This window comes from Pseudomonas fluorescens (assembly GCF_902497745.1).
GTDB classification, from domain to species: Bacteria; Pseudomonadota; Gammaproteobacteria; order Pseudomonadales; family Pseudomonadaceae; genus Aquipseudomonas; species Aquipseudomonas fluorescens_BM.
The window spans coordinates 259,615-279,022 of the sequence record NZ_CABVHJ010000001.1 but is presented as its reverse complement, the minus strand read 5'-3'; the positions used below and the strand labels follow the sequence as shown (position 1 = coordinate 279,022).

Below are 19,408 nucleotides of genomic sequence, written 5' to 3'. Positions count from 1 at the left end.
TTCGCGAGCAAGCTCGCTCCCACAGGTTTGATTGCATCCCCAGGTGATGTGCTGGGCAGGTTATTTGAGGTTGACCTTGGAATAGTCCTGACGGCCGAACGGGCTCACGGAGTAACCCTGCACGTCTTTACGCGTCAGTGCGTAGGCCGTCGGATGTGCGAGAGGCAGCCACAGCGCCTGCTGTTGAATCTGCGTCTGCGCCTGCTCATACAGCTTGGTGCGCACGCCTTGCTCGCTGGTGGTCTTGCCGGCGCTGATCAGCTTGTCCAGATCGGCGTTGCAGTAGCGTGCGAAGTTGGTGCCCGATTTGACCGCTGCGCAGGAAAACTGCGGCGTGAGGAAGTTGTCCGGGTCGCCGTTATCTCCGGCCCAGCCCATGAACAGCAGATCATGCTCGCCAGCCTTGGCGCGGCGGATCAATTCACCCCACTCGATCACGCGGATTTCCGCCTGAATGCCGATTTCCGCCAGATCTGACTGCAACATCTGTGCGCCCAGGCTTGGGTTCGGATTCAGCAGGCTGCCGGAAGGGCGCGTCCAGATGGTGGTCTGGAAACCGTCCTTCAACCCGGCCTTGGCCAGCAATGCCTTGGCTTTGGCGACATCGTGCGGGTAACCCGGCAGGTTCTTCGCGTAGCTCCAGGTGTTCGGCGGGTAAGGGCCGTTGGCCGCTTCGGCGGTGTCTTCAAACACAGCCTTGATGTAGTTGGCCTTGTCGAACGCGAGGTTGATCGCTTGACGCACTTCCGGCTTGTCCAGCGGCGGATGCTGGCTGTTGATGCCAACGAAAGCGGTCATGAATGCGTCAGTCTTTTCGACTTTCAGCGTCGGTTCTTTCAGCGCGGCTTGTACGTCGAGTGGCTTCGGTGACAGGGCGATCTGGCATTCATTGCGTCGCAGCTTTTGCAGGCGCACGTTGGCGTCCGGCGTGATGGCGAAGATCAACGGGTCAACCGAAGGCTTGCCGTGGAAGTAATCCGGGTTGGCCTTGTAGCGGATGGCTGCATCTTTCTGGAAGCGATTGAACACGAACGGGCCGGTGCCGATTGGCTGGCTGTTGAGCTTGTCCGTGGCATTGGCTTTCATCAGTTTGTCGGCGTATTCGGCGGAGTAGATCGAGGCGAAGCCCATGCTCAGGGTCGCCAGGAATGTTGAATCCGGATGATCAAGGGTAAAGCGTACGGTCAGCGGATCGAGTGCGTCGATCTTCTTGATCAGTGCAGGTAACTGCATCGACTGGGCATGCGGGAAGCCGCTCTGGGCGACTTTGTGCCACGGGTTGGCCGGGTCGAGCATGCGGTCGAAGCTGAATTTGACGTCTTCGGCGGTCAGCTCACGGCTTGGCTTGAAGTAGTCAGTCGTATGAAACTTCACCTGCGGGTGCAGCTTGAACACGTAAGTCAGGCCATCGGTGCTGACTTCCCAGCTGTCGGCCAGGCTCGGCACGACCTTGCCGCTGGCGGTGTCGAAATCCACCAGGCGATTCATTAGCACGTCAGCCGAGGCGTTGGTGGTGGTCAGCGAGTTGTACTGCACCACGTCGAACCCTTCCGGGCTGGCCTCGGTGCAGACGCTCAGCGCGGCGGCCTGGGCCAGGGGGCTCAGCAGGAGCGGGGCGAGCAACAGGGGTAGGGCAGCGAGGCGCATGGTCGGTTTCCTTTTACAGATCGAAGGCCCATCTGCAAGTGCAGTCTGGAAAAGGCCTACCCTAGAGGGCTGGATTACAAATGACTATCCCCTTTTTGCATTTTCGGGGCACAGTGATGGCAGTTTTTCAGACCACGGCGTCACGTTAAAAGTCGGAAACGCCTGCGCGGGCGATTTTCTGCGACGAGTGGTAAAAATCGATGTCAGCCTTTATCCAAGGCGTTCGCGGGCTGAAAAAGCGCCTTTTTGTGGATTGATTGCACACCGATTGTTGTTGCTCCGAAGTCTTTCTGGTATAAAGCAGCGCTCTTTTCTAGGGGCCCGGTTCCTTCACTGTAGGTGTAGCCGGTAAGACCTCTAAAGAAACGCGGCGCCTGGCGCCAAATGACTGAGAGATTAAGCGGCCAACCCATGCCGGGTTGGGCATGTGGTTTTAGAGGGCTGAGGCATGTCGAGAGTATGTCAAGTTACCGGTAAGGGTCCGGTGACTGGGAATAACATTTCCCACGCAAACAACAAAACCCGTCGTCGTTTCCTGCCGAACCTGCAGCATCACCGCTTCTGGGTTGAAGAAGAGAAACGTTTTGTGCGTCTGCGCGTATCTGCCAAAGGCATGCGTATCATCGACAAGCGTGGCATCACTGTCGTGCTCGCCGAACTTCGCCGCGATGGCAAGATTTAAGGGAGCTAATCATGCGTGAATTGATTCGTTTGATCTCGAGCGCCGGTACTGGTCACTTCTACACTACCGACAAGAACAAGCGTACTACCCCGGACAAAATCGAGATCAAGAAATATGATCCGGTTGTTCGCAAGCACGTGATCTACAAGGAAGGCAAAATCAAGTAATTGATTTTTCCCGACTTACGAAAAAGGCCCGTATCTCACGATACGGGCCTTTTTTGTTGCCTCGGTTTTTGTGTCGCCTGTCCTGACGCCTTCGCGAGCAAGCTCGCTCCCACAATGGAATGCGGTAGGAATGTGGGAGCGAGCCTGCTCGCGAAGAGGCCGGTAAAATCAGCGAAAAACTCAAGCCTTCTGTTCAAAGATCACATAAATCTTGCGGCAAGCCTCCAGCACTTCCCAAGTGCCACGAAACCCCGCCGGAATCACGAACCGGTCGCCCACACGCAAGGTCTTGGCATTGCCATCGCTGTCACGCAGCACCGAAACGCCCTGCAAAATCTCGCAATATTCATGCTCGGTGTAATTCACCGTCCACTGTCCCACCGCACCTTCCCACACGCCGACGCCCATCTGCCCGCAAGGGCTGTCGTACTGATGGAACACCGCTTGCTCAGGATCACCCTTGAGCACTTTCGCCGGATCCGGGCGATAGCGTTCGGCTTCGCTGCTGGTGAGGCTGATGTCGACGACGTTCTGGATGTTCATTGTTGTTATCCCCCGTGAATACGGCGCGATTGGCTGGAAAGGGCCAAAGTCTATGTTGATTAAAATCAACACCGCAAGGCCGTATGGCCACCTTATGTCAAATATATTGAAACAACCCCGGCCGCTGGTTTAGGGTGGCGGGTGCCTCTGGCCGAAAAACCGGCTGGCCGGGCAGAATTCTTGAGGACGCTGGCGAAGATCGCGCGGCGCTCGTATTCAACAAGCGGAGGACACTCGAAATGACCACCCTGACTCGTGCCGACTGGGAACAACGCGCCCGCGACCTGAAAATCGAAGGCCGCGCTTATCTCAATGGCGAATACACCGACGCCGTCTCCGGCGAGACCTTCGAGTGCATCAGCCCGGTCGACGGCCGTCTGCTCGGCAAGATCGCCAGCTGTGACGCCGCCGATGCTCAGCGCGCCGTGGAAAACGCCCGCGCCACGTTCAATTCCGGCGTCTGGTCGCGCCTGGCGCCGACCAAACGCAAAGCCACCATGATCCGTTTTGCCGGCCTGCTGAAGCAGCACGCCGAAGAACTGGCCCTGCTCGAAACCCTCGACATGGGCAAGCCGATCAGTGATTCGCTGTACATCGACGTTCCGGGCGCGGCGCAAGCGCTGAGCTGGAGCGGTGAAGCGATCGACAAGATTTACGACGAAGTCGCGGCCACGCCGCACGATCAACTGGGTCTGGTGACCCGCGAGCCGGTGGGCGTGGTCGGTGCCATTGTGCCGTGGAACTTCCCGTTGATGATGGCCTGCTGGAAACTCGGCCCGGCACTGTCGACCGGTAACTCGGTGATTCTCAAGCCGTCGGAAAAATCCCCGCTGACCGCCATCCGCATCGCGGCGCTGGCCGTTGAGGCCGGTATTCCGAAAGGCGTGCTCAACGTGCTGCCGGGTTATGGTCATACCGTTGGCAAGGCGCTGGCCCTGCACAACGATGTCGACACACTGGTGTTCACCGGTTCGACCAAGATCGCCAAGCAACTGATGATCTACTCCGGCGAATCGAACATGAAGCGTGTCTGGCTGGAAGCCGGCGGCAAGAGTCCGAACATCGTCTTTGCCGATGCCCCGGATCTGCAAGCCGCCGCTGAATCCGCTGCCAGCGCCATCGCCTTCAACCAGGGCGAAGTCTGCACCGCTGGTTCGCGTCTGCTGGTCGAGCGTTCCATCAAAGACAAGTTCTTGCCGATGGTGATCGAGGCGCTGAAAACCTGGAAGCCGGGCAATCCGCTGGATCCGGCGACCAACGTCGGTGCGCTGGTCGACACTCAGCAGATGAATACTGTGCTGTCGTACATCGAATCCGGCCACAGCGATGGCGCCAAGCTGGTCGCTGGCGGTAAGCGCATTCTTCAGGAAACCGGCGGCACTTATGTTGAACCAACGATTTTCGACGGCGTGAGCAACGCGATGAAGATCGCTCAGGAAGAGATCTTCGGCCCAGTGCTGTCGGTGATCGCTTTCGATACCGCTGAAGAAGCGATTCAGATTGCCAACGACACGCCGTATGGCCTGGCGGCTGCGGTATGGACGCAAGATATCTCCAAGGCCCACCTGACCGCCAAGGCACTGCGTGCCGGCAGCGTCTGGGTCAACCAGTACGACGGGGGTGACATGACTGCGCCGTTTGGCGGCTTCAAGCAATCGGGCAACGGCCGCGACAAGTCGCTGCACGCGTTCGACAAGTACACCGAACTGAAGGCGACGTGGATCAAGCTGTAAGCCGCTGAGGGGAGCCTGATTCAATCAGGCTCCCGAACCAGACAGAGATCCCCTGTGGGAGCGAGCTTGCTCGCGAAGGCGGTGTATCAGTCAGCCCATGTGCTGAATGTGAAACCGCTTTCGCGAGCAAGCTCGCTCCCACAGTGGTTTTGTGGTGCACATAATAATTATCCACAGGAGCGTGGAACATGCGTTGGGCGACGTATTTCGCCGTGTTGGCGTCTGTCTTGAGTGTCGGTCTGGCCCTGGGGGTCAGCATGCCGTTGGTGTCGTTGCGCCTGGAAGGCTGGGGTTACGGTTCCTTCGCCATCGGTGTAATGGCAGCGATGCCGGCGATTGGCGTGTTGTTGGGCGCGAAGATTTCCAGTCATCTGGCGGCGCGCTTCGGCACGGCGAACCTGATGCGCTTGTGCCTGTGGGCTGGGGCATTGTCGATTGGTCTGCTGGCGCTGTTGCCGAGCTATCCGATCTGGCTGGTGCTTCGGCTGATGATCGGCGTGATCCTGACCATCGTGTTCATCCTCGGCGAGAGCTGGATCAATCAACTGGTGGTCGAGCACTGGCGCGGGCGATTGGTGGCGCTGTATGGCAGCAGCTATGCGTTGAGCCAACTGTCGGGCCCGTTGTTGCTGGGTGCTTTGGGCACTGAACATGATTACGGTTTCTGGGTCGGTGTCGGTTTGCTGGTGGTTTCGCCGTTGCTGTTACTCGGTCGCAGCGGTGCGCCAAGCAGTGAAGCGAGCAGCGTGACGTTCCGCGACCTCTGGGGCTTCGCTCGCGAGCTGCCGGCAATTGCCTGGGCGGTGTCGTTGTTTGCCGCGTTCGAGGCGATGATCCTGACGTTGCTGCCGGTGTATTGCCTGCAGCAGGGTTTCACCGCTGAAACCGCGCTGGCGATGGTCAGCACCGTGGTGGTGGGGGATGCGTTGCTGCAACTGCCGATTGGCGCGTTGGCCGATTACCTGTCGCGACGTACGTTGTTCGCGGGTTGCGCGGTGGTGTTGATGCTGTCGAGTCTGGCGATTCCGCTGTTGCTCGATACGCTTCTCATCTGGCCGTTGTGGGTGCTGTTCGGGGCGAGTGCCGGTGGCTTGTTTACTTTGTCGCTGATTCTGATTGGCGAGCGTTATCGCGACGATGCGCTGGTACGCGCCAATGCGCACATCGCGCAATTGTGGGGTGTCGGTTGTCTGGTCGGGCCGCTCGCGGCGGGGGCGGGCAGCCAGTGGATCAGCGGGCATGCGTTGCCGTTGCTGATGGCGATCGGGGCGTTTGGCTTGGTGATTCTGCTCTTGCGCCAAGGGGCGTTTGGCACAGCGCAGACGGCTTGAAGTCAAAAGATCGCAGCCTGCGGCAGCTCCTACAGTTGGAATGCATTCGTTCTGCAGGAGCTGCCGAAAGCTGCGATCTTTTGCTCTTTAAAGCATTCGCTCAAGCCCGACAGTGGTGCTGAACCACGCGTTGAATCGTCGCCACCAACTCCCCGGCTCTTTGGTCAGGGTATGCATCTGGCCGTGGTCTTCGGTGACCCAGACAATCTGGCCATCCTGTAATTTCGCCTGATAACTCAGCGCTGGCGCCATGCCTTGCAGGGCCAGTTCGCGAACATGTTCGGCAAGCTCAGGGCTGTCGACCAAGACCCCGACTTCCGTGTTCCACAGCACCGAACGCGGATCAAAGTTGAACGAGCCGATAAACGATTTCTGCCGGTCGAAGATCATCGCTTTGCTGTGCAGACTTGAGTCCGAACCACGAAACGACTTGCTGTAAAACACATGCGGGCCGCTGCCGTAGTTATCCCCAGGCTGACGGCGCAGTTCATACAACTTCACGCCATGCTCCAGCAACGCTTTGCGATACGGCGCATATCCGCCATGCACCGCCGGTACATCGGTGGCCTCCAGCGCGTTGGTCAGCAGGCTCACCGAGACGCCGGCATCGGCGCGACCGGTCAAGTACACCAGCCCCGGTTGGCCGGGCACGAAGTACGCTGAAATCATGATCAGCTCTTTGCTCACGCCTCTGAGCTCGGGTGCCAGTTGCGTGGTCAGCAGCAATTGCGGATCCGGTTCGCCTTTGGCCAACACTTTGCTCGGCGCATCCCACAACGCCTGATTCCATGCCCAGATCAGCTCTTTGCGCCAGATGTCCATGCGCGGCGCGGTCTTGAACGTCATGAGCTGCTGATAGAGCGCGTGATTTTGTTTACGGGTTTCTTCCAGCGATTCTTCCAGCCGGGTGCGAGTGTTCTGCAGATCCTTGGCGGTCGGTTGGCTGGTAAGGAATTCATCGATCGGTTTGCTCAGGGCGCTGTTCCAGTACTGGTCGAAACTGTGTCCGAGCTGCTCGGCCACCGGCCCGACGCTGAGCATGTCGATGTCGGTGAAATTCAGGTTCGGTTCGGCGTCGAAATACTCGTCGCCCAGATTGCGCCCGCCGACGATGGCCACGCTGTTGTCCGCCAGCCACAGCTTGTTGTGCATGCGCCGGTGTTGCAGCGACAGGTTGAACAAGCGGCCAGCCGCGCGCGTGACGCCGGTGCTACGGCCCAGATGCAGCGGGTTGAACAGGCGGATCTGAATCTGCGGATGTGCCGCCAGTGTCGCGATGATCTGGTCGAGACCATCGCTGGTGGTGTCGTCGAGCAGAATGCGCACACGCACGCCACGATCGGCAGCCTTGAGCAGTTCCTCCACCAGCATCCGCGTGCTGATGCCGTCGTGGACGATGTAGTACTGCAGATCGAGGCTGGTCTGGGCGTTGCGGATCAGTTCGGCGCGCGCGGTGAACGCCTCACTGCTGTTGGACAGCAGGCGAAAACCCGAGCGGCCTTGATAGGGCGCCGCTTGCGCCTGGATCGAACGGCCAAAGCTGGAGTCGGAGGCCGGCAGCGCCTGGCTCGGCTCGCGGGGAACGTCGAAACTGGCACAACCGCTCAGGAACGAGGCGAGTAACAGCAAAGCGAGTAGGGGCTGTCTGAAGCTCACGTAGGGTCATTCCGAATGGCGGCTAGGGTCGGCATATGGACGCGGTTCTCTGGAAAAAGGTCAGTCGGCTGCGGCCAGTAATCTGACGGCCGTCTCGCCGACCTTGCGCACCGCCTCTTCGATCTGCGCTGTCGGTTTGGCAGCGTAGTTCATTCGCAGGCAATTGCGGTACTTGCCCGAGGCGGAAAAGATGCTGCCGACGGCAATCTGTACGCCTTGGTCGTGCAACTCACGATTCAGTTTCAAGGTGTCGAAACCTTCCGGCAATTCGACCCACAACATGAAGCTGCCTTGCGGTCGACTGGCGCGGGTGCCTGCAGGGAAATAGCGGGTCACCCAATCGATCATCAGGTCGCGGCTGCGCTGATATTGCGTGCGCATGCGCCGCAAGTGCGGTTCGAAATGACCGGCTTTGAGGAATTCGGCGATAGCGATCTGGGGCTGCGGTGCGGTCGATCCGGTGCTGATGTATTTCATGTGCAGCACGCGCTCGAGGTATCGTCCCGGTGCGACCCAACCAATGCGCAGCCCTGGCGCCAGGGTCTTGGAAAACGAACTGCACAGCAATACGCGGCCGTCTTCGTCGAAGGATTTGATCGTGCGTGGGCGCGGGTAGGTGTAGGCCAGTTCGCCATACACATCGTCCTCGATGATCGCCACATCAAAGCGTTGCGCGAGGTTGAGCAGGGCGCGTTTGCGCGACTCCGGCATGATGTAGCCGAGCGGGTTGTTGCAATTCGGGGTGAGCTGAATGACCTTGATCGGCCATTGTTCGAGTGCGAGTTCCAGCGCTTCGAGGCTGATGCCGGTAAGCGGGTCGGTGGGAATTTCCAGGGCTTTCATGCCCAGGCCTTTGAGCGTTTGCATGGCGCCGTGGAAGCTCGGCGAATCGACCGCGACGATGTCGCCCGGCTCGCAGATCGCATGGATGCTGGTGGACAGCGCTTCGTGGCACCCGGTGGTGACGACCAGGTCGCTGGCGCTCAACTGGCAACCGGAATCGAGCATCAGCCGAGCGATCTGTTCGCGCAGTTCGAGAGTGCCGTGAATGTTGTCGTAATACAGGCCGGGCATGTCCTGGCGGCGGCTGATCCGCGCCAGACCGCGCAGCAGCGGTTTCATGGTTGGCGAACTGATGTCGGGCATGCCGCGACCCAGTTGCACGACATCCTTGCGCGGCACCGCGCGAATCAACTCCAGTACTTGATCCCATTGCGAAATCTCCACCGGCCGTTGCGCCGGACGACCGACGGCGGGCAACTCCGGCAGCTCGCGACCGACCGGCACGAAGTAGCCGGACTTGGGTTTTGGAGTGGCCAAGCCACTGTCCTCGAGCATGCGATAGGCCTGTTGCACCGTGCTCAGGCTGACCCCGTGTTCGACGCTCAAGGCACGCACCGACGGCAACCGATCGCCGGGTCGATAGAAACCGTTTTCGATGCGCGTGCCGAGCAATTCGGCGAGGTTTACGTAAAGGGTCATGGCTCTGCCTCGGTGCGGTTATTCGATATACCAGTACAGATGTGGCAAAAAACGACAATTCAGTCGGCAAAGCGGTAAAACTGTATGGAGTTAATACAGTCGCTTTGAATCTGTAATGGTTTTGCTCGCCCGCGCATCATGGAATCTCTGGCTACCCAAGTAAACAGGAGCATTGAAAATGAACGGCTTGAGCGATGTGCGGCTGACGTTACACAGTCAGGAACTGGCGGCAGGGCAGAAGGATCGTGCACGCAATGAGATCATGCGTAACGCACCGTCCGGCCTGAGTCGCTGGGATCTGTTCTGGCATCGTCTGCACACGCGCAAGGCCTTGCTGGCGCTGACGACGGACCAGCTCAAGGACATCGGGCTGACCCGTGAGCAGGCGCAGGAGGAGGGGTTGAAGCCGTTCTGGCGGATCTGAGATCTGTATTGTTCTTGCGGGCCCTTTCGCTAGCAAGCTCGCTCCCACAGGGGATCTATGGTGGATGGGAAACTTGTATCCATTGAAGATTAATGTGGGAGCGAGCTTGCTCGCGAAGGCGTTCTTAGGGTCGTTGAAAAGCTGTCAGACCAACTCTTTCATCCGATGCCACAACATCCCCAACGCCAACAGCGGCGAACGTAAATGCTTGCCGCCCGGGAAGGTGATGTGCGGGACCTTTGCGAACAGGTCAAAGCCACCGCTGTGCTGCCCGCTGATTGCTTCGGCGAGCAACTTGCCCGCCAGGTGCGTGGCATTCACGCCGTGCCCTGAATAGGCCTGGGCGTAATACACATTCTGTTGGTCATTGAGCCGGCCAATCTGCGGCAACCGGTTCGCCCCGATACCGATCATGCCGCCCCACTGATAGTCGATTTTCACGCCAGCGAGTTGCGGGAATACTTCGAGCATCTTCGGCTGCATGTAGGCGCCAATGTCTTTTGGATCGCGTCCCGAGTAATGGCAGGCACCGCCGAACAGCAGGCGGCGATCCGCCGAGAGCCGGTAGTAATCCAGCGCGACACGCTGGTCGCAGACCGCCATGTTCTGCGGCAGCAGGTTATGTGCCTGTGCTTCGCTCAACCGCTCGGTGGCGATGATGTAGCTGCCGGCTGGCAGGACTTTGCCGCTGAGTTGTGGATTCAGATCATTGAGATAGGCATTGCAGCCGAGGACCAGCGTCTTCGCGCTTACCGAGCCTTGCGCCGTGTGCACCTTCACTTCAGGTCCGTAATCGATACGCGTCACCGACGAATGTTCAAACAGTTTGACGCCCAACTGCTGCGCCGCTGCCGCTTCACCCAGCGCGAGATTCAGCGGATGCAGATGTCCTGAACCCATGTCGATCAAACCGCCGACATAGCGCTTTGAGCCGACCACCGTGTGCATTTCGTTGGCTTGCAGCAAGCGGGTTTCGTAGCGATAGCCAAGGCCACGCAATTCTTCGGCGTCTTCGGCAAAGCCTTCGAGGTCGGACGGTTTGTTGGCGAGGTCGCAGTAGCCCCAGGTCAGGTCACAGGCAATCTGAAAGCGCTCGACGCGCTGGCGAACGATTTCCACCGCTTCCAGGCCCATGAGTTTCATCTCGCGCACGCCGTCGCTGCCGATGACATTGGCGAATTGATCGAGACCGTGACCGACGCCGCGAATCAACTGCCCGCCGTTGCGGCCGCTGGCGCCCCAGCCGATCTTGTGCGCCTCGAGCAACACCACGCTGAGGCCGCGTTCAGCCAGTTCCAGCGCGGTGTTCAGCCCGGAAAAGCCACCGCCAATCACGCAGACATCGGCCAGCACTTCACCTTGCAGCACTGGATGATCGGGCTGCGGCAGGCTGCTGGCGGCGTAATAAGAGTCAACGTGGGGTTGGCTCGCGGAGGTGAAGGCGCGGGCAGTCATGGGCGTCATCCAACGGCTAAGGTGTCGAGAAAATTTGACGGAGCATAAGCCGCACGCCCGAACGTGGGCAACATTGGTCGGCCTGCGGTGTCTGGATCAGGGCTTTTGCGGCACAATTGCCGCCTATTCCTCCTCGGTCAGCGCTGCAATGAGCTGCAACAGCCAGAAAATCCGCACCTTGCGCCAGCAGATACCCTCGTTCGAGTGCGTGCCCGGCTGCCACGATTGCTGCGGTCCGGTAACCACCTCGCCGGAAGAAATGTCCCGCCTGCCGCGCAAGACTCGTGCCGAGCAGGATGCGGCGATGGAAGAGTTGAACTGTGTGCACCTGGGACCGAATGGCTGCACGGTGTATGAGGAGCGGCCGCTGATTTGCCGGTTGTTTGGCACGACCAAAACCTTGCCTTGCCCGAATGAGCGGCGGCCGGTGGAGCTGATTCATCCGCGTGTCGAGAAGCAGATCTTCGAGTACATGGCGGCGAATCGGCAGGTGTTGGTCTAAAAGATCGCAGCCTTCGGCAGCTCCTACAGAGAAATGCATTCCCATGTAGGAGCTGCCGAAGGCTGCGATCTTTTGATCTTCAGAACCTCAATCCGGAATCGGCAGGCTCAGGCTCTCCTTCACCTCTTCCATTACGATATAACTCTTCGACTCGCGCACATGCGGCAGCTTCAGCAGAATGTCTCCGAGCAGCTTGCGGTACGAGGCCATCTCGGAAATCCGCGCCTTCACCAGATAGTCGAAATCCCCTGACACCAAATGGCACTCCAGCACGTGCGGCAATTTCAGCACTGCGCGGCGGAACTCCTCGAAAGTGTCGCCGGATTTGTAGTCGAGGCTGATCTCGACGAACACCAGCAAGCTACCCTTCAAATGCTGCGGATTCAGCCGGGCGTTGTAGCCCATGATGATTCCTTCGCGCTCCAGACGCCGCACCCGCTCGGTGCACGGCGTGGTGGAGAGGCCGACCTTTTCGCCTAGTTCGGTAAAGGAAATCCGCCCGTCCGCCTGCAGGATCCGCAAGATGTTGCGGTCGATCTTGTCCAGCTCACGTTTGGTCTGAGTGTTGGTACGCATAGGGGATGCGCCTCCGTGAAAAGGGTTTTTGCCGAGAATTGTCGCCAAATATAGGCGCTTATATAGTGAAAAGCACTGGCATTTCTTTTTTACACTGCGCGCATCACTGCTCTAACAACAGACGTACGCGGCCCTGCCGCGATGAGGGATACAAAAATGCGCGTAATGGTCTTGGGTAGCGGCGTCATCGGTACCGCCAGTGCTTACTATCTGGCCCGTGCCGGGTTTGAAGTGGTGGTGGTCGACCGGCAGCCGGCTGCGGCCATGGAGACCAGTTTCGCCAACGCCGGCCAGGTCTCGCCGGGCTATGCCTCGCCGTGGGCCGCGCCGGGCGTGCCGCTGAAGGCGATCAAGTGGTTGCTGCAACGCCACGCCCCTCTCGCGATCAAGGCCACCGCTGACATCGACCAGTACCTGTGGATGGCGCAGATGCTGCGCAACTGCACCGCCAATCGTTACGCGGTGAACAAGGAGCGCATGGTGCGTCTGTCCGAGTACAGCCGCGACTGCCTCGATGAACTGCGCGCCGAAACCGGCATCGCTTACGAAGGCCGTAGTCTCGGCACGACTCAGCTGTTCCGCACTCAGGCGCAGCTTGATGGCGCCGCCAAAGACATCGCCGTGCTGAAAGAATCCGGCGTGCCGTTTGAAGTACTCGACCGCGCCGGCATTGCCCGCGTCGAGCCGGCGCTGGCGGGTGTCACTGACATCCTCGCCGGTGCCCTGCGCCTGCCGAACGACCAGACTGGCGACTGCCAGATGTTCACTACCCGTCTCGCCGAAATGGCGGTGAAACTGGGTGTGGAATTCCGCTTCGGTCAGGACATTCAGAAACTCGACTACGCCGGTGATCGCATCAACGGCGTGTGGATCGACGGCAAGCTGGAAACCGCCGACCGCTACGTGCTGGCGCTCGGCAGCTACTCGCCGCAACTGCTCAAGCCGCTGGGCATCAAAGCCCCGGTGTATCCGCTCAAGGGTTACTCGCTGACCGTGCCGATCACCAACCCGGCGATGGCCCCGACCTCGACCATTCTCGATGAGACCTACAAGGTCGCGATCACCCGGTTCGACAACCGCATCCGCGTTGGCGGCATGGCCGAGATCGCCGGTTTTGACCTGTCGCTGAACCCGCGTCGCCGCGAAACCCTGGAGATGATCGTCAACGACCTTTATCCTCAGGGCGGTAATCTGGCCGAGGCGAGTTTCTGGACCGGTCTGCGTCCGACCACCCCGGACGGCACGCCGATCGTCGGTGCCACGCCGTTCAAGAACCTGTTCCTCAACACCGGTCACGGCACGCTCGGTTGGACCATGGCGTGCGGTTCCGGTCGTTTGCTGGCCGATCTGATGGCGAAGAAAAAGCCGCAGATCAGCGCCGAAGGCCTCGATATTTCCCGTTACGGCAACAAAATTCAGGAGTCCGCAAAACATGGCAATCCAGCGCCAGCTCACCAATGAGCGCATGAGTCAGATCGTCAGCCACAATGGCACCGTGTATCTGGCGGGGCAGGTCGGCGACGACTTTGACAGCGGAATTGAACAGCAGACTCGCGAAGTCCTTGCCAATATCGAGCGTTTGCTCGATCTGGCCGGCACCGACAAACAACACCTGCTGTCGGCGACGATTTACCTGAACGACATCGAGGCGCACTTTGCCGGGATGAACTCGGTGTGGGACCAGTGGCTGCCAAAAGGCGCTGCCCCGGCCCGTGCCACCGTCGAAGCGAAAATGGCCAAGCCGAGCATCCTCGTCGAGATCTCTATCGTCGCCGCGCTGCCGTAACCGTTGTAAAGATCCCTCTCCCGGCGCTGTTGGCGGTCCACGTCGTCAGTCGGCGCCGGTTTTTATTCCCCTGACCGCCTAGAAGTCTGCCGCCATGCGTCCTGCCCGTGCCCTGATCGACCTGGAAGCCCTGCGCCACAACTACCGAATTGCCCGCGAAGTCACCGGCGCCAAGGCGCTTGCGGTGATCAAGGCCGATGCCTACGGCCATGGCGCGGTGCGTTGCGCGCAGGCGCTGGAAGCCGAGGCCGACGGGTTTGCCGTTGCCTGCATCGAGGAGGCTTTGGAGCTGCGCGCTGCCGGCATTCGTGCGCCGGTGTTGTTGCTTGAAGGGATCTTCGAGGCCGATGAGCTGGCGTTGATCGTCGAGCATGATTTCTGGACCGTGGTGCATTCGCTTTGGCAGCTCGAAGCGATCGAGCAGGCAACGCTAAGCAAGCCGATTACTGTTTGGCTGAAGCTTGATTCCGGCATGCACCGAGTTGGCCTGCATCCAAAGGACTACCCAGCGGCCTATCAGCGGCTGCTGGCCAGCGGCAAAGTCGCGAAAATCGTCCTGATGAGCCACTTCGCCCGTGCTGATGAACTGCATGCGCAGAGCAGCACCGAGCAAGTCGCGGTGTTTGAAGCGGCGCGTCAGGGTCTGGCCGCTGAAGTCAGCCTGCGCAACTCGCCGGCCGTGCTCGGTTGGCCCAAGATTCACAGTGACTGGGTGCGCCCGGGCATCATGCTTTACGGCGCGACCCCGTTCGAAGAGGCCAACGCCGTGGCTGATCGCCTGCAACCGGTAATGACCTTGGAATCGAAAGTCATCAGCGTGCGTGAACTGCCGGCTGGCGAGCCCGTAGGCTACGGCGCCAAATTCATCACTGACAAGCCAATGCGCATCGGCGTGGTCGCCATGGGTTACGCCGATGGCTATCCGCGTCAGGCGCCGACCGGCACGCCGGTTTTGGTGGCTGGCAAGCGCAGCCGCATTCTCGGTCGCGTGTCGATGGACATGCTCTGCATCGATCTGACCGATGTGCCGGAAGCCGACCTCGGTTCGACCGTCGAATTGTGGGGCAAAAACATCCTCGCCAGCGAAGTGGCGCAGTGGGCCGACACCATCCCGTACCAGATCTTCTGCAACCTGCGTCGGGTGCCAAGGCTCTATTCCGAGGGTTGACGCCGCTGCGGGGGCCAAGTGTTGTAAATACTGAACGCTGTCGCCATGATAACGCTCAATATTCTTACAACATCAGGAGGCTCCCGCCTTGGACGTCGGTGAACGACTGCAATCGATCCGCAAGCTCAAAGGGCTTTCCCAGCGTGAACTCGCCAAACGCGCGGGCGTCACCAACAGCACCATTTCGATGATCGAAAAGAACAGCGTCAGCCCTTCGATCAGTTCGCTGAGGAAGGTGCTTGGCGGCATTCCCATGTCCATGGTCGAGTTCTTTTCCGAAGAAATCCTGCAGGAAGTCCCGACCCAGATCGTCTACAAGGCCAACGAGCTGATCGACATTTCCGACGGCGCCGTGACCATGAAACTCGTCGGCCGCGCGCACCCCAGTCGCGCCATCGCCTTCCTCAATGAAATCTACCCGCCAGGCGCCGACACCGGCGAAGAAATGCTCACCCATGAAGGCGAGGAAACCGGGATTCTGGTGGAAGGTCGTCTGGAACTGGTGGTGGGTCTGGAAACTTTTATTCTCGAAGCCGGCGACAGCTACTATTTTGAAAGTACCAAGCCGCATCGTTTCCGTAATCCGTTCGACGCGCCTGCGCGACTAATCAGCGCAGCCACGCCGGCGAATTTTTAACAAAGAGGCGCCAGGCCATTACGGCAAAGGCACCCGGAGAGTTTTTCTACCGTGCGGTATAACCCCTTCGACTATGGGGTTGTTTCAGTGTGACGGGCTACCCGCTATACTTCCGCCCGCCTGCGAACCGTGGCCGCAGGCGTGAATAGCCACCATTGAGGGTGAACGCGTGAATCTAATTATGAAAATGCTGGCTGCACCAGCAACCGTATTGGCCCTCTGGGCTGTCAGCGCTCAAGCTGCGACGAATGATGACATTGCCAAACGCCTCGAGCCGGTCGGCCAGGTGTGTGTGCAAGGGCAGGAATGCAAAGGGATGGAAGTTGCCGCTTCCGCTGGCGGCGGTGGCGGGGCGAAGTCCCCTGATGACGTGATTGCCAAGCACTGCAACGCTTGCCACGGTAGCGGGTTGTTGGGTGCGCCGAAAATCGGTGATGGCGATGCTTGGGGTAAGCGCGCCAAAGAACAAGGCGGCATTGATGGTCTGCTGGCTAAAGCAATCACCGGCCTGAACGCGATGCCTCCGAAAGGCACCTGCGCGGATTGCTCGGACGACGAGCTGAAGGGCGCGATACAGAAGATGTCCGGCTTGAAATAAGGCGTGCATCTGACGAAAAAAGCCGTCTTCGGACGGTTTTTTTGTGGGCGCGATTCAAGAACCCCTCACCCCAGCCCTCTCCCGGAGGGAGAGGGGGCAGACCGAGTTGTCTGGCGTTATACATCGACCTGAAAGACCTTAGCGATTATGGATTCCGCAAAGCTATTTCAAGTCGGCGTACCTCCCCAATATCCCCCGATCAGTCCCCTCTACCTCTGGGAGAGGGCTAGGGTGAGGGCAAGCGATCTCCAGCCATAAACAACCCCTGTGGCCGACAATCGTCCAGGACTTTGGGCTGTTCTTTGCAGCAAACTCAAGGCAATCTCGGTCTACCCCTATTCACGGAACGGGCAGGAGGCTTCAGATGGTGCAGTTGTGTTCGATCGAACAGGCAGTGGACGACGTGCTGGCACGCTTGCCGGCGCACATCCACATGGGCATGCCGCTGGGCCTGGGCAAGCCTAATCACTTCGTCAACGCGCTGTACCGGCGGATCAAAAGCCTGCCCGAGCGGCAGCTGACGATCTACACCGCCCTGTGCCTCGGCCGCCCGGCATTGGGTGATGGCTTGCAGAAGCGCTTTATCGAACCCTTCGTCGAGCGCGTCTTCGGTGATTACCCGGAATTCGATTTCCTCGCCGACCTGCACCGCGACAGCCTGCCCGCCAATATCCGCATCGAACAGTTCTTCATGCAGCCCGGCAGCCTGCTCAACAGCGCCCCGGCCCAGCAGGATTACGTCAGCAGCAACTACAGCCACGCCGCCCGCGACATCAACGCCGCCGGCCTGAACCTGGTGGCGCAATTGCTCGCCAGCAGCAGCGAACATCCGGATCGCCTGAGCCTGAGCTGCAACCCGGACATCACCCTCGACCTGTTGCCGATGATCGCCAAACGTCGCGAAGCCGGGGAGACTATTTTGCTGGTCGGTCAGGTCCACACCGATCTGCCGTACATGCCCGGCGATGCAGAAGTCGATATCGACACCTTCGACCTGCTGATCGACGCCAAGGACAGCAGCACGCTGTTCTCCACGCCGAACATGCCGGTGGGCTTTCAGGACCACTTCATTGGTTTGCACGCCAGTACGCTGGTGCGCGACGGCGGTACGTTGCAGATCGGCATCGGTTCGATGGGCGACGCGTTGACCGCCGCATTGCTGGCGCGTCAGGCGGATAACACCGGTTATAGGGCATTGCTCGACGACATCAACCTCAGCCAGTGGGCGCAATTGATCGAGCGCGAGGGCGGCACGGGGCCATTCGCCAAAGGTCTTTACGGCTGCAGCGAAATGTTCGTCAACGGCCTGCTGGTGCTGGCGGATGCCGGGATCATCCGGCGCAAGGTCTATCCCGACGTGCAGACTCAGGAACAGGCCAACGCCGGCACTCTCGACGAGGCGGCGCAAACCGATGGCATCTCGGTGCACGGCGGATTCTTCCTCGGCCCGCGCAGTTTCTACGAGCGCCTGCGTGAGTTACCGCAGAGCAAACGCCTCGAATTCAACATGACCCGCATCAGCTATATCAACGAGCTCTACGGGCAGGAAGAACTCAAGCGCTTGCAACGCCTCGATGCGCGCTTCATCAACACCGTGTTCACCATGACGTTGCTGGGTGCAGGTGTGGCGGATCAGCTCGAAGACGGGCGGGTACTCAGCGGTGTCGGCGGGCAATACAACTTCGTGGCGCAGGGGCATGCGTTGCACGATGCCCGCTCGATTCTGATTCTGCGCAGTTGGCGTGAGTCCGGTGGCGACGTCAGTTCCAACATCGTCTGGGAATACGGCCACTGCACGATCCCGCGGCACCTGCGCGACATCGTCGTGACCGAATACGGCATCGCCGATCTGCGCGGAAAATCCGACGCTGTGGTGATCGAGTCATTGCTGAATATCAGTGACTCTCGCTTCCAGCAGGGTTTGATCGAGCAAGCGCAAAAAGTCGGCAAGCTGCCGAAGGATTTCCGCCTCGACCCACGCTTCGCCGATAACACACCGCAACGTTTGCAGGCGATCGCCGCACGGCATCCGAACCTGTTTCCGGAATATCCGCTGGGCTGTGATTTCACCGCGATCGAACGGGATCTATTGCGTGCGCTGAACTGGCTAAAAAGCAAATTCAAACTCACCGAAATCCTCGAACTCGGCAAAGCCGCCCTCGACGCCCCCGAAGCATCGCTCTACCCCGAACACCTCGAACGCATGCAACTCACAAACCCGGAAGGCCTGAAAGAAGACCTCTTCCAACGCCTGCTCCTCACGGGTTTGAAAGGCACCGCGCAGTAACTGCCCACCGAAAAACCCACTGTGGGAGCGAGCCTGCTCGCGAAAGCGGTGTATCAGTCAACCAAGATGTCGACTGACCCTAAGCATTCGCGAGCAGGCTCACTCCTACAGGGGGGCTGCGGTGCGGCTGGTCTATTCGATGAAGGTGACCACGCCACCCGTCAGCGATTTCACCCGGGCCAGCGACTCTACGCGGTAGCCCTGCGAGTCCAGCTCGGCGCGGCCGCCCTGGAACGATTTTTCGATGACGATGCCCAGGCCGGCGACGGTGGCGCCGGCCTGTTTGATGATCGAGATCAGCGCTTGCGAGGCCTTACCGTTGGCCAGGAAGTCGTCGATGATCAGCACGCGGTCGCTGCTGGTCAGGTGACGCGGGGAGATGGCCACGGTGCTTTCGGTCTTTTTGGTGAACGAGTAAACGGTTGCCGACAGCAGGTTTTCCGTCAGGGTCAGGGACTGTTGCTTGCGGGCGAAGATTACCGGCACGCCGAGGTTCAGACCGGTCATGATCGCCGGGGCGATGCCCGAGGCTTCGATGGTGACGATCTTGGTGATGCCCGAGTCCTTGAACAGCGAGGCGAATTCGTCGCCGATCAGCTTCATCAGAGCCGGGTCGATCTGGTGGTTCAGGAAGGCGTCGACCTTCAGGACCTGGTCGGAAAGCACAATGCCTTGTTCGCGGATTTTCTGCTGCAATGCTTCCATGAAGCTGTCCTCATTTGGCGCTTTGTGCG

19 protein-coding genes are annotated in these 19,408 nt (G+C 59.7%); 12 read left to right on the top strand and 7 right to left on the bottom strand.

The window, feature by feature from the left end; all coding sequences use genetic code 11:
- Positions 1–60: 60 nt before the first annotated feature.
- Positions 61–1,647 carry an ABC transporter substrate-binding protein gene (locus F8N44_RS01360; RefSeq protein ID WP_150649023.1) on the bottom strand — a complete coding sequence of 529 codons (1,587 nt, stop codon included), beginning with the start codon at positions 1,645–1,647 and terminating at the stop codon, positions 61–63.
- A gap of 448 nt (positions 1,648–2,095) precedes the next feature.
- Between F8N44_RS01360 and rpmB the strand changes: the two genes are divergently transcribed.
- Both rpmB and rpmG read left to right on the top strand, forming a co-directional pair.
- Positions 2,096–2,329, top strand: a complete 234-nt coding sequence (rpmB, locus tag F8N44_RS01355) for a 50S ribosomal protein L28 (protein ID WP_007920377.1) — start codon at positions 2,096–2,098, stop codon at positions 2,327–2,329.
- An 11-nt stretch (positions 2,330–2,340) separates the two neighbouring features.
- Positions 2,341–2,496, top strand: a complete 156-nt coding sequence (rpmG, locus tag F8N44_RS01350; RefSeq protein ID WP_003177274.1) for a 50S ribosomal protein L33 — start codon at positions 2,341–2,343, stop codon at positions 2,494–2,496.
- Positions 2,497–2,676: 180 nt separating this feature from the next.
- Here the strand turns inward: rpmG and F8N44_RS01345 are convergent, their stop codons facing one another.
- Positions 2,677–3,039: a cupin domain-containing protein gene (locus tag F8N44_RS01345; protein ID WP_150649022.1), complete on the bottom strand. Its 363-nt coding sequence runs from the start codon at positions 3,037–3,039 to the stop codon at positions 2,677–2,679.
- A 239-nt stretch (positions 3,040–3,278) separates the two neighbouring features.
- Here F8N44_RS01345 and F8N44_RS01340 point away from each other — a divergent pair, with 239 nt between their 5' ends.
- Positions 3,279–4,772, top strand: coding sequence for an aldehyde dehydrogenase (locus F8N44_RS01340; protein ID WP_041071948.1), 1,494 nt, complete (start codon positions 3,279–3,281; stop codon positions 4,770–4,772).
- A 188-nt stretch (positions 4,773–4,960) separates the two neighbouring features.
- Positions 4,961–6,103: an MFS transporter gene (locus F8N44_RS01335; protein WP_150649021.1), complete on the top strand. Its 1,143-nt coding sequence runs from the start codon at positions 4,961–4,963 to the stop codon at positions 6,101–6,103.
- Positions 6,104–6,190: 87 nt separating this feature from the next.
- Here the strand turns inward: F8N44_RS01335 and F8N44_RS01330 are convergent, their stop codons facing one another.
- On the bottom strand, positions 6,191–7,759 hold the full coding sequence (locus F8N44_RS01330) for a phospholipase D family protein (RefSeq protein WP_150649020.1): 1,569 nt from the start codon (positions 7,757–7,759) through the stop codon (positions 6,191–6,193).
- A gap of 60 nt (positions 7,760–7,819) precedes the next feature.
- Positions 7,820–9,241 carry a PLP-dependent aminotransferase family protein gene (locus F8N44_RS01325; RefSeq protein ID WP_150649019.1) on the bottom strand — a complete coding sequence of 474 codons (1,422 nt, stop codon included), beginning with the start codon at positions 9,239–9,241 and terminating at the stop codon, positions 7,820–7,822.
- A 178-nt stretch (positions 9,242–9,419) separates the two neighbouring features.
- On the opposite strand from F8N44_RS01325, the gene F8N44_RS01320 reads away from it, so the two are divergent.
- Positions 9,420–9,665: a DUF1127 domain-containing protein gene (locus tag F8N44_RS01320; RefSeq protein WP_150649018.1), complete on the top strand. Its 246-nt coding sequence runs from the start codon at positions 9,420–9,422 to the stop codon at positions 9,663–9,665.
- A gap of 144 nt (positions 9,666–9,809) precedes the next feature.
- Here F8N44_RS01320 and F8N44_RS01315 read toward each other — a convergent pair whose 3' ends face one another.
- Complete coding sequence (locus F8N44_RS01315) at positions 9,810–11,120, bottom strand: NAD(P)/FAD-dependent oxidoreductase (protein WP_150649017.1); 1,311 nt, start codon at positions 11,118–11,120, stop codon at positions 9,810–9,812.
- Between the two features lie 148 nt (positions 11,121–11,268).
- On the opposite strand from F8N44_RS01315, the gene F8N44_RS01310 reads away from it, so the two are divergent.
- Positions 11,269–11,622 carry a YkgJ family cysteine cluster protein gene (locus tag F8N44_RS01310; RefSeq protein WP_150649218.1) on the top strand — a complete coding sequence of 118 codons (354 nt, stop codon included), beginning with the start codon at positions 11,269–11,271 and terminating at the stop codon, positions 11,620–11,622.
- Positions 11,623–11,709: 87 nt separating this feature from the next.
- Here the strand turns inward: F8N44_RS01310 and F8N44_RS01305 are convergent, their stop codons facing one another.
- Positions 11,710–12,198: an Lrp/AsnC ligand binding domain-containing protein gene (locus tag F8N44_RS01305; RefSeq protein ID WP_003177284.1), complete on the bottom strand. Its 489-nt coding sequence runs from the start codon at positions 12,196–12,198 to the stop codon at positions 11,710–11,712.
- Positions 12,199–12,354: 156 nt separating this feature from the next.
- Between F8N44_RS01305 and dadA the strand changes: the two genes are divergently transcribed.
- The 6 genes from dadA to F8N44_RS01275 all read left to right on the top strand — a co-directional run bounded on the left by dadA (position 12,355) and on the right by F8N44_RS01275 (position 18,674).
- Positions 12,355–13,659: a D-amino acid dehydrogenase gene (gene dadA / locus F8N44_RS01300; RefSeq protein WP_150649016.1), complete on the top strand. Its 1,305-nt coding sequence runs from the start codon at positions 12,355–12,357 to the stop codon at positions 13,657–13,659.
- Complete coding sequence (locus F8N44_RS01295; RefSeq protein ID WP_150649015.1) at positions 13,631–13,984, top strand: RidA family protein; 354 nt, start codon at positions 13,631–13,633, stop codon at positions 13,982–13,984. Before dadA ends, F8N44_RS01295 begins: the two co-directional genes overlap by 29 nt.
- 94 nt (positions 13,985–14,078) lie before the next feature.
- Positions 14,079–15,152, top strand: coding sequence for an alanine racemase (gene alr, locus F8N44_RS01290; RefSeq protein ID WP_150649014.1), 1,074 nt, complete (start codon positions 14,079–14,081; stop codon positions 15,150–15,152).
- Positions 15,153–15,240: 88 nt separating this feature from the next.
- A complete protein-coding gene (locus F8N44_RS01285) occupies positions 15,241–15,789 on the top strand; it encodes a cupin domain-containing protein (protein ID WP_007920393.1) in 549 nt (182 codons plus the stop codon).
- A 181-nt stretch (positions 15,790–15,970) separates the two neighbouring features.
- On the top strand, positions 15,971–16,387 hold the full coding sequence (locus F8N44_RS01280) for a c-type cytochrome (protein ID WP_318182727.1): 417 nt from the start codon (positions 15,971–15,973) through the stop codon (positions 16,385–16,387).
- Positions 16,388–16,751: 364 nt separating this feature from the next.
- Positions 16,752–18,674: an acetyl-CoA hydrolase/transferase C-terminal domain-containing protein gene (locus tag F8N44_RS01275; RefSeq protein WP_150649013.1), complete on the top strand. Its 1,923-nt coding sequence runs from the start codon at positions 16,752–16,754 to the stop codon at positions 18,672–18,674.
- A 132-nt stretch (positions 18,675–18,806) separates the two neighbouring features.
- Here F8N44_RS01275 and F8N44_RS01270 read toward each other — a convergent pair whose 3' ends face one another.
- On the bottom strand, positions 18,807–19,379 hold the full coding sequence (locus tag F8N44_RS01270; protein WP_034152041.1) for a xanthine phosphoribosyltransferase: 573 nt from the start codon (positions 19,377–19,379) through the stop codon (positions 18,807–18,809).
- Positions 19,380–19,408: the final 29 nt, after the last annotated feature.